Raw genomic sequence first — 9,317 nt, forward strand, 5'->3', positions numbered from 1 at the left:
CTTGTTATAGGAGGGCCAGTTAGTGATTTTAAAATTTTGTTTTGCCATGGAGACCTGATTTTGAAACAACTATGGTGATCTGTTCCGATGATTACCCAAACTTTCTATTTATTCAACAAAGCCCTGCATTGGGCGGATAACGGCGCCTTCACTGGGGAAGTCAGCGGCACACTGTTGCACGAAATGGGGTGCCGCTATGTAGAAGTCGGGCATGCGGAACGGCGTCGCTATTTTGGTGAAACCGATGAGCATATTGCCCTTAAAACAGCAGCCGCCTGGCGCAACGGACTCACCCCCGTGCTCTGTGTTGGCGAAGAGCAGCGCGGTAGCGTGCAGCAGGCGATAGCAATCTGTCAGGCTCAGCTAACCAGCGCGCTCAACCGCGCACAGCAACAGCAGTTAACGGGGCAGGTTGTTGTAGCTTATGAGCCTCAATGGGCGATTGGCAGCGCAGAACCCGCACCAACCGAAGCTATCAGCCTTGTCTGTGAGGCGCTGAAGCAGCAGTTATTCACGGCGACGGGTGTGCGCGACGGCAAAGTGATTTACGGCGGCAGCGCTGGGCCGGGGCTACTGAGTCAGCTAGGGTCTGCGGTTGATGGCCTGTTTTTAGGGCGCTTCGCCCACGACCCAGCGGCGTTTAACGCCATTATGGATGAAGCGCTGGCGCTGTGCGCTCCGCAATAAAAATACGCAGAAAGGAGAGATTACCGTGGCTATTGGTTTAAGCACTTACGCTTTTTTCTGGCGCATGTCCTCCCGCGTTCCTGACCCAATGGGGCTGGAAGCAATGCTGGATCACACGGCAGAATCGGGCGCGGCGGTGTTTCAGATTTGTGATTACCCAGCAGTGGAAACGCTGTCATCCGCTGAGCTGGAAAAGCTGCGTCAGCGCGTCGAGGATTTATCCATTCAACTGGAACTCGGAACGCGTGGACTGGAGACTGCGCATTTAACGCGCTACCTGGCGCTGGCTCAGGCACTGGATGTCCGTTTTATACGCACCATGTTTAACAGCGTTACGCATCAACCCACACCGGATGAAGCACGCGAACTGTTGCAGATCATTTTGCCGCAGGCAGAGCAGCAGGGCGTTCAGTTCGGGCTGGAAACTTACGAGCAGGTAAAAACCCGCACCCTGCTAGGGGTGGTTGATGCTATAGACAGCCCGGCGTTGGGCATTTGTCTCGATCCGGGAAACTGCGTGGCGGCGTTGGAGCATCCGTGTGACGTTATCGATATGACGGCGCGACGCGTAGTGAACCTGCACATCAAAGATTTTGCCTTTGCGCGCCAGAATGGCTGGGTTGGGTTTACCTATTCCGGCAGCCCGCTCGGCACCGGGTTGCTCGACTACGACCACCTGCAAAAAGCGGTTCGTCCTAATGAGCGACACATCAATCAGGTGGTTGAGCACTGGCTTCCATGGCAATCCACGCCGGAGGAGACCTGCCGTCAGGAAGCCGCCTGGACCACACAAAGCCTGAACTTTCTTTTTGCCCGCAATCCGCAGGCCGGGCAGCGATAACCTTTTTTATTGAACAAAATGCATTCCAAATCCGAGGAGTAACCATCATGACAACAGAATTAAAAACGATTACGGTACTGGGCGCTGGTGGCAAAATGGGCATGCGTATCTCTGCCAATTTCCAGAAAAGTGCCTATCAGGTGTTTTACTGTGAGAATTCCCCGCGCGCGCAGGAGCAGGTGATTGCCGCAGGGCGCGAGCTGGCGGTGGCTGAGCAGGTTATTCCGGACAGCGATGTGGTGATCCTTGCGGTCCCTGATATTGCGCTGAAAGTGGTTTCCGCGCAGGTGGTGCCGCAAATGAAACGCGGTGCGATTCTGTTAACACTCGACCCCGCTGCGGCCTACGCCAATTTGATCGCCAAACGTGATGATATCGATTACGCGGTCGCACACCCATGCCACCCTTCGGTATTCCTCGATCGTTTTACGCCAGAAGAACATGCCGACGCGTTTGGCGGCGTCGCCGCACCTCAGCACGTTGCTGCTTCCTATGAAACAGGCAGCGATCGGCAGAAAGCCGTGCTGGCCGAGGTGGTAAAAGTATGTATGGCCCGGTGATTGACGTGCACTGGGTGACAGTAAAACAGTTGGCCTATCATGGAACCGGCGCTGGTTGAAACCGTGGCCTGTATGGTGGGGACGTTGATGAAAGAAGCGCTGGATGAAACCGTCAATACCATCGGCGCGCCGAAAGCGGCAGCGGAAGCGATGCTCTATGGCCACATTCAAATCGCGCTGGCAGTGGCGTTCCGCAGTACCAACCCGTTCTCGGATGCTTGCATGATCGCCATCGAGTATGGCAAAGAAAACATTATCAAACCGGACTGGAAAAAGATCTTCGATCAAAAAGAGCTCGATCTGGTGATCGCCAGAATGCTGAAGATTGATGCTATTGAGCGCTAATGCCTGTCGCGCATCAATGACGCGGAATCGCCGCAAGCCCATTTATACAGGTTTGCGGCATCACTGTTTTTAGGCAATGACGGGGCTATTATCAGGAGATTGGTTGCCGGAGTTGGGCCCTGACTTGCGGCGTGCAACAATTGTTAATGATGATCGGCTGTTGCCGACAGGGCTGCGTCTGCCCAGGCACACTTACCCTTTGCGTGAGGACAATATTACCGAATGGAAAAACAATCAGGATCTCAGGATAACGAACTACTGACGGAAATCGCCGTGGCGTATTACCAGGACGAGATTACCCAGGAGGAGATCGCGAAGAAATTCGGCATTTCGCGCATCAAAGTAGGGCGTTTGCTCAAGCGTGCTAAAGAAGAGGGCATTGTCGAGATCAACGTTCGCTATCACCCGGTGTTCAGCACTCGGTTGGAGCAGCAACTGCTGGAGCGTTTTCCCATCAAACGCGCTCTGATCGCGCTCGATCACCCTGAAGAAGAAGAACAGCGGCGTCAGGTAGCGGCATTGGTTTCCAACCATCTGGCAGTAACGCTGAAAGATGGTACCGTGATTGCGGTCGGGCAGGGGCGCAATGTGTCCGGCGTCGCAGATCACGTAGGAAACGTGACTGAACGCCACTGCAAGTTTATCTGCGGGATTGGCGGTACGCACCGTCCCGGCGATGCGATCAACGCCGATCATATCAGCCGTCGTCTGGCGAAGAAATTTGGCGGCAGCAGCGAAACGCTTTACGCCCCGGCTTACGTGGAAAACCGCGCGCTCAAGCAGGCGTTTATGCAGAACGGTACCATCAAGGAGACGCTGGATCGCGCCCGTAAGGCGGATATCGCGCTGGTGGGCATTGGCGACATGAACGAAAACAGCTATATGGTAAAACTGGGCTGGTTCACGCCACAGGAAATTGTTGATGCCAGTCTTAACCAGGGCGTGATTGGCGACATTGCTGGCTATGACTTTTTTAATGCGCAGGGGCAGCACATCGATACCGTGATGCACGACAGGGTGATTGGCGTCAGCATCGAAGAGCTGCGCAACATTCCCTGTGTTATTGCCATTGCTTCAGAAAACACCAAAGCGCTGGCGATATTGGGTGCGTTGCGCACCGGAGCTATCGATATTATCGCCACCAGCGCCTCGAACATCCGCACCATCCTCAATATGACCCAATAGGGTACTTTCTTCTGCCGGACAGCAGCGCTTCGCTGTCCGGTATCTGAATGATTTATCATCATTTTTAGTTGATTTTTACGTCTGTTTTTTGCCCGCAGGTTAGCAATACGTTATCCAGTTCGCGATAACGTGACATTATGCGCAAAAAACAAGCAGATAAATTAACTATATTAACCTGCATTCACTATCGGTTTTTGCCATGCTTCAAGCTTATATAAGCAGTAATGATTGAACTTCTTACGGCGTTAACCTCTCCTTGTCTGCCTGGGATAGACTCGCCGCCCTACGTTACGACAACAAAAGCCTATAAGGGATGCAACAATGGATGAACAACTCAAACAGAGCGCATTGGATTTCCACCAGTATCCGGTGCCGGGGAAGATTCAGGTGTCTCCCACCAAACCGCTAGCGACCCAACGCGATTTGGCGTTGGCCTACTCTCCGGGCGTTGCTGCACCTTGTCTTGAAATCGCCGAAGATCCGCTGGCTGCTTACAAATACACTGCACGCGGCAATCTGGTCGCGGTGATCTCCAACGGAACGGCGGTGCTTGGCCTCGGTAACATTGGTGCGCTGGCCGGCAAGCCGGTAATGGAAGGCAAGGGCGTTCTCTTTAAAAAATTCTCCGGCGTCGATGTGTTCGATATCGAAGTGGACGAACTGGATCCGGATAAATTGATCGACGTGATTGCCGCGCTGGAGCCGACTTTTGGTGGCATCAACCTGGAAGATATCAAAGCACCGGAGTGCTTCTACATCGAGAAGAAACTGCGTGAACGCATGAAGATTCCGGTGTTCCATGACGATCAGCACGGCACGGCGATCATCTGTACTGCGGCAGTATTGAACGGCCTGCGCGTGGTGGAGAAAAACATCTCTGACGTGCGTCTGGTGGTTTCCGGCGCGGGCGCTGCCTCCATTGCCTGCCTGAATTTGCTGGTGGCGTTGGGGCTGAAAAAACACAACATCGTGGTGTGTGACTCACGTGGCGTGATCTACAAAGGTCGTGACGCCAACATGGAAGAGAACAAGGCGATTTACGCGGTGGAAGACACCGGTGCGCGCACACCATGCGTCGTTTCGGTATCGAACCGAAAGTCGCGCTGTTGTCGCACTCCAACTTTGGTACCTCAAACTCGCCCACCGCACGCAAAATGCGTGAGGCGCTGGCGTTGATCAACACGCTGGCACCGGAGCTGGAAGTGGACGGTGAGATGCACGGCGATGCTGCGCTGGTGGAAGCGATTCGCCGCGAGCAAATGCCGGATAGCCCGTTAAAAGGCTCTGCCAATATTCTCATCATGCCGAACATGGAAGCGGCGCGTATCAGCTATAACCTGCTGCGCGTTTCCTCGTCTGAAGGGGTGACGGTCGGACCGGTGCTGATGGGCGTTGCCAAACCGGTGCACATCCTGACGCCGATCGCCTCGGTACGGCGTATCGTCAACATGGTGGCGCTGGCCGTGGTGGAAGCGCAGACTCAGCCGCTGTAACTACATTTGCATTGTCCTACAGCAAACAGCCCGGCATGCCGGGCTGTTTTTTATCAGAGAATTAACGCCGTTGGCGCAGCCACTTATCCAGCTCGTTGGCAAAGCGCTGGCGATCTTTCTGATTGAGGGCATCCGGCCCACCGGTTTGCACACCGCTGGCGCGTAGCGTATCCATAAAATCGCGCATCGTCAGCCGTTCGCGGATGGTGGCGGGCGTGTAGGTTTCACCGCGTGGATTGAGCGCCACGACTTTTTTTCCCAGCACTTCTGCTGCCAGCGGAATATCGGCGGTAATCACCAAATCCCCGGCGTTGACGCGTTTCACGATTTCGTTATCCGCCACGTCAAACCCGGCGGCAACGCGCACTGACGAGATGTAACGTGACGGCGGCGTACGCAGTGACTGATTGGCGACCAGAACGACACGGGTTTGTGTGCGATCGGCAGCGCGATACAGCACCTCTTTAATCACATTGGGGCAGGCGTCAGCATCTACCCAAATTTGCGGTTCTGCGTCGGTATTGTCGTTCATGCAAGCTCCTTCGCTAACCAATCTTTTACCGGTAAAAAATCACGATAAAGTGCGGCTTCCGGGCCGTCCGGCTCCGGTTGATATTGGTATTCCCAACGCGCCAGCGGCGGCATCGACATCAGGATGGATTCGGTGCGCCCGCCGCTTTGCAGGCCAAACAGCGTGCCGCGATCCCACACCAGATTAAACTCAACATAGCGCCCACGACGGTAGAGTTGAAACTGGCGTTCGCGCTCTCCCCAGGGCAATGCAGCGCGCCGCGCGGCAGGTAGGCGTCGAGAAAACCGTTTCCGACTGCGCGCATAAACGCAAAGCTGATGGTGAAATCCAGCGTATTCAAGTCATCGAAAAACAGCCCGCCGACGCCGAGTGCCTCGTTACGGTGCTTGAGGAAAAAGTAATCATCACACCACTTTTTGTAACGTGGATAAACGTCGTCAACAAACGGCTGGCAAAGATCGTGCGCGGTTTGGTGCCAGTGTACGACGTCTTCGGTAAAGCCGTAGAACGGGGTGAGATCGAACCCACCGCCAAACCACCATACCGGCGCTTCACCCTCTTTTTCCGCAACGAAAAAACGCACGTTGGCGTGGCTGGTGGGCACATACGGGTTTAACGGATGGATAACCAACGAAACTCCCATGGCCTGAAAGCGGCGTCCGGCAAGTTCGGGCCGGTGCGCGCTGGCCGAAGGGGGCAGCGTAGCCCCCATCACGTGAGGGAAGTTGACGCCCGCCTGTTCGAATACCGCGCTTTGGGTCAGCACCCGGCTGCGCCCGCCGCCGCCAGTGGCGTGTTGCCAGCACTCCTCATTAAAGCCGTTCTTACCATCTGCGGCGGCAAGGTGCTGACACAGAGTGTCTTGCAGCGTCAGTAAAAAGGATTTTACGGCGGAAATATCAGGCTGACTCATGACGGTGTTAGCAAATCCATTATAATAAAAGGGCTACCAGTATAGCCTGTCACAACGGCGAGGTGTTGGCTTTCCTGCTGCTGAGCGACTGCGACAGGGGGGGATGACAGCAAATTGATATTGCGTCTGCGCGAGATCACGCGATAATCAGATTTTCCTTAGCGATCAACGGGGGGATCCCATGGAAATCCGCGTATTCAGACAAGATGACTTTGAAGAAGTGATTACCCTATGGGAACGTTGCGACCTGCTGCGCCCTTGGAACGATCCAGAAATGGATATTGAGCGCAAAGTGAATCACGACGTCTCTCTGTTTTTGGTGGCCGAAGTGGGCGGTGAAATCGTGGGCTCGGTGATGGGGGGGTACGACGGCCATCGCGGCTCGGCCTACTATCTGGGCGTCCATCCGGATTTTCGCGGGCGCGGCATCGCTAACGCGTTGATTAGCCGCCTTGAGAAAAAATTGATCGCACGCGGTTGCCCCAAAATCCATCTGATGGTGCGGCAGGACAATGATGCGGTGATCGGCATGTATGAGAAACTGAACTACGATATCGTGGATTCCGTTACGCTTGGGAAATGCCTGATCGAAGATCAAGAATACTGATCGCTATTGTTGGTTTTTTGGCTTGTTGTTTAAAAACTGTTGCGTCGTCCGATTCGCTTAGATGATAATGAGTATCAATTAATCTTTGCGGTATTTTTATTGCCACCGACTATGACGCAGCTAACGACATTCTGGAGCGTATTTTACCACTCCCACCAGGGATGGCTGCGCGGATGGCTCAGTAAAAAAACCGGTTGTCGCCATCTGGCGGACGATCTTACCCACGATACTTTCCTCAAACTGCTGACCCTGGCGGAGCCGGAAGCAATCCGTAATCCACGCGCTTACCTGATGGTCACTGCCAACCATGTGAGACCAGTTTCGTAAGCGCAAACTGGAAGAGGATGCATTGGCGGCGCTGGCGCAATTGGCGGAGGGGGCAGAGGCGCAATCTGCCGAACAGCGTGTGGCAATCAGTCAATTGGTAGCCACGGCGCTGCATATCCTCACTGAAGAGCTGGATGAAAAAGTGCAGCGCGCGTTGAAGGCCATTCCTATCGCGATACTGCCGTTACGTTGGGCGTGAGCGAAAGCAGCATTAAACAGTATCTGGCAAAAGCCATGATCCATTTCCACACCCATATCTTCAGTCTGGAAAGCGATGAACCAGAAAGCTGAGTTAGCGCGTATCCAACAGCAGGCCGCTGAGTGGCTCATCCGCTTTTCTGAACCAGAGGAAGACGAGGCTGCGGATGCCGCACGTGCTGCCGAATGGCAGCGCTGGTGCGAACAAGATGCGCGCCATGAGCGGATTTATCACCAGATGCAGCAACTCTGGTCCAGTGCGGCGCTGACACCGGCCACAACGCAGCGTAAGGCGCGCCCGCAACGGTTTCTCTCTTTGGCCTTGGTGCTGGCCTTGGTGCTGGGGTTGGTGGGCGTGCTTGCCAGCCAACTGCCTTATCGCTACTGGTTGGCGGATCAGCGTACGGCAATCGGGGAAATCCGACGCCTGACGCTGGATGATACCGGCCGCGCCCTTTCGTTACTCAGTCATTCTCTTCCACTCTCCTATCAGCAGCCTATCGATGCCGTAGTGTTGATCGGCAGAAAAAAATAACACTTTAAAAATCAAATTATTATTTAAATTTGAGAATGATTATCAAAATTATTTTCGTTTTGCCCTGCCCGATTTTTGCTGCCTGACGTCATCGTCAGTAGAAATCAAAAATAACAGCAGGCAGGGAACTCGTATTCATGTCCATTTTTATCACGCAGCAGGGGAAATTGTGGTCACAGGCCGTTTTGACTGTGGCATTAAGCGCCGGGATGGCGCAGGCCGCCACGGTCAGCACGGTTCAGTTGCCCGCGCAGCCCTTGGAAAAATCGCTGATGCAGTTGGCGCGGCAAACCGGCATTAACTTTGGCGTAGACAGCCAACTGGTGGCAGGCAAGCAGGCGCAGGCGCTGAGCGGAAGCTACAGTGTGGAGCAGGCGCTGGAAGCGTTGTTGCGCGGCAATAATCTGTATGCGGAACCGACCGATGACGGCAAAGGATTTATTATTCGCCCGTTGGCGCAAATCAGTGCCAAACCAACGACGTCAGAGAATCAGGACGTTGTACCTTCTGCCGCTGCGGGGCGCAACCGGGGTGATGTCATTACCGTTCAGGCGCGTGTATTGCCGGGTCCTATGGAGATTGGTAGCCAGTAGTTGACGGCAGAGGACATCGCAAAAAAGCCGCAGGCGAACGGTAATGTTACTGAGCTGTTACGCACTAACCCCAATGTGCAGTTTGCTGAAACTTCGCGTAGCAGCGCTTCGCCAGGGGAGATTGCCCCTGATGTGGTGTCATTTCATGGCGGAAAATTCTACAACAATAATTTTATCATTGATGGTATGTCGAATAACGATCGCCTTAATCCCGGCGACAATGTCGGTGCTATCAGTGCGGCACCTAACGGTAATTCAGCTAACGATTTTCCTTCCGGACATCCGGAATCGTTTTGGATAGACACCAATCTGATTGAAAGCATGTCGGTATTTGGCAGCAATATTTCTGCCAAGTACGGCCAATTTACGGGGGGGGGGGGGGGGGGGTTGATATAAAATTAAAGCGTCCCGCATTCACCCAGGCATCAGGGGCTGGCGGTTACCCCACCGCGCGTGTTGCCGGGGAACCGGATGCGAATAACCCGGTTGACCGGCAATTAC

At 54.3% G+C, this 9,317-nt stretch carries 11 protein-coding genes and 3 pseudogenes; 12 read left to right on the top strand and 2 right to left on the bottom strand.

The window, feature by feature from the left end; genetic code table 11:
• The first annotated feature begins 87 nt into the window (after positions 1 to 87).
• The 5 genes and pseudogenes from ACTBDZ_RS05835 to ACTBDZ_RS05855 all read left to right on the top strand — a co-directional run bounded on the left by ACTBDZ_RS05835 (position 88) and on the right by ACTBDZ_RS05855 (position 5,111).
• A complete protein-coding gene (locus ACTBDZ_RS05835; RefSeq protein ID WP_438814608.1) occupies positions 88 to 687 on the top strand; it encodes a triose-phosphate isomerase family protein in 600 nt (199 codons plus the stop codon).
• A 25-nt stretch (positions 688 to 712) separates the two neighbouring features.
• Positions 713 to 1,528: a sugar phosphate isomerase/epimerase family protein gene (locus ACTBDZ_RS05840; protein ID WP_438814609.1), complete on the top strand. Its 816-nt coding sequence runs from the start codon at positions 713 to 715 to the stop codon at positions 1,526 to 1,528.
• 47 nt (positions 1,529 to 1,575) lie between these two features.
• A pseudogene (locus ACTBDZ_RS05845) lies at positions 1,576 to 2,433 on the top strand (phosphogluconate dehydrogenase C-terminal domain-containing protein).
• Between the two features lie 222 nt (positions 2,434 to 2,655).
• Complete coding sequence (locus ACTBDZ_RS05850; protein WP_438814610.1) at positions 2,656 to 3,618, top strand: sugar-binding transcriptional regulator; 963 nt, start codon at positions 2,656 to 2,658, stop codon at positions 3,616 to 3,618.
• Between the two features lie 321 nt (positions 3,619 to 3,939).
• A pseudogene (locus ACTBDZ_RS05855) lies at positions 3,940 to 5,111 on the top strand (phosphate acyltransferase).
• Between the two features lie 61 nt (positions 5,112 to 5,172).
• Here ACTBDZ_RS05855 and ACTBDZ_RS05860 read toward each other — a convergent pair.
• A complete protein-coding gene (locus tag ACTBDZ_RS05860) occupies positions 5,173 to 5,643 on the bottom strand; it encodes a YaiI/YqxD family protein (RefSeq protein ID WP_438814611.1) in 471 nt (156 codons plus the stop codon).
• Positions 5,640 to 6,556: pseudogene (gene hemF / locus ACTBDZ_RS05865) on the bottom strand (oxygen-dependent coproporphyrinogen oxidase). The gene ACTBDZ_RS05860 and the pseudogene hemF overlap by 4 nt, the downstream one beginning before the upstream one ends.
• Before the next feature lie 181 nt (positions 6,557 to 6,737).
• On the opposite strand from hemF, the gene ACTBDZ_RS05870 reads away from it, so the two are divergent.
• The 7 genes from ACTBDZ_RS05870 to ACTBDZ_RS05900 all read left to right on the top strand — a co-directional run bounded on the left by ACTBDZ_RS05870 (position 6,738) and on the right by ACTBDZ_RS05900 (position 9,212).
• Entirely contained in the window at positions 6,738 to 7,163 is a 426-nt protein-coding gene (locus ACTBDZ_RS05870; RefSeq protein ID WP_438814612.1) for a GNAT family acetyltransferase, read from the top strand.
• 111 nt (positions 7,164 to 7,274) lie between these two features.
• Positions 7,275 to 7,490: a sigma factor gene (locus ACTBDZ_RS05875; protein WP_438814613.1), complete on the top strand. Its 216-nt coding sequence runs from the start codon at positions 7,275 to 7,277 to the stop codon at positions 7,488 to 7,490.
• A gap of 22 nt (positions 7,491 to 7,512) precedes the next feature.
• Complete coding sequence (locus tag ACTBDZ_RS05880; protein ID WP_438814614.1) at positions 7,513 to 7,689, top strand: hypothetical protein; 177 nt, start codon at positions 7,513 to 7,515, stop codon at positions 7,687 to 7,689.
• Positions 7,680 to 7,781, top strand: coding sequence for a hypothetical protein (locus ACTBDZ_RS05885; protein WP_438814615.1), 102 nt, complete (start codon positions 7,680 to 7,682; stop codon positions 7,779 to 7,781). Before ACTBDZ_RS05880 ends, ACTBDZ_RS05885 begins: the two co-directional genes overlap by 10 nt.
• Positions 7,765 to 8,223 carry a DUF4880 domain-containing protein gene (locus ACTBDZ_RS05890; RefSeq protein WP_438814616.1) on the top strand — a complete coding sequence of 153 codons (459 nt, stop codon included), beginning with the start codon at positions 7,765 to 7,767 and terminating at the stop codon, positions 8,221 to 8,223. Before ACTBDZ_RS05885 ends, ACTBDZ_RS05890 begins: the two co-directional genes overlap by 17 nt.
• A gap of 137 nt (positions 8,224 to 8,360) precedes the next feature.
• Positions 8,361 to 8,816 (top strand): STN domain-containing protein, encoded by a 456-nt coding sequence (locus ACTBDZ_RS05895; RefSeq protein WP_438814617.1) that lies wholly within the window; start codon positions 8,361 to 8,363, stop codon positions 8,814 to 8,816.
• Positions 8,817 to 9,212 carry a TonB-dependent receptor plug domain-containing protein gene (locus ACTBDZ_RS05900; RefSeq protein ID WP_438814618.1) on the top strand — a complete coding sequence of 132 codons (396 nt, stop codon included), beginning with the start codon at positions 8,817 to 8,819 and terminating at the stop codon, positions 9,210 to 9,212. It abuts the gene before it with no gap.
• Positions 9,213 to 9,317 lie beyond the last annotated feature (105 nt).

This window comes from Symbiopectobacterium sp. (genome assembly GCF_051710365.1).
Lineage (GTDB): Bacteria > Pseudomonadota > Gammaproteobacteria > Enterobacterales > Enterobacteriaceae > Symbiopectobacterium.